Annotated in this window: 1 pseudogene; it reads left to right on the top strand. The window is 57.1% G+C overall.

The annotated features are described in order from the left end of the window. Positions 1-289 (top strand): annotated as a pseudogene (locus tag ACSG5Z_RS31555) (hypothetical protein); the annotation flags it as partial.

The raw sequence follows: 289 nt of genomic DNA, 5'->3' as shown, positions 1-289 counted from the left end.
GGTGTGAGGGGAGCACAAGGAGCTACAGGAGCGACAGGAGCAGAAGGAGTGCCAGGGTTGCAAGGTCCGATTGGTCCAACAGGAGCAACTGGGGCACAAGGTATACAGGGGATACAAGGGTTACAAGGTCCGATTGGAGCGACTGGACCTGAGGGACCTCAAGGAATTCAAGGTGTGCAAGGGGTACCAGGTGCAACAGGTCCACAAGGAATAGAAGGGGCACAAGGGATACAAGGACCACAAGGACCGAGTGGAAGTGCGGGGGCAACAGGAGCAACTGGTCAAGGGG

Origin of the sequence: Bacillus pretiosus (assembly GCF_051294775.1) — a bacterium.
Taxonomy (GTDB): domain Bacteria; phylum Bacillota; class Bacilli; order Bacillales; family Bacillaceae_G; genus Bacillus_A; species Bacillus_A wiedmannii.
The sequence above is the reverse complement of the archived record's forward strand: the minus strand, read 5'-3'. Positions and strand labels throughout refer to the sequence as shown.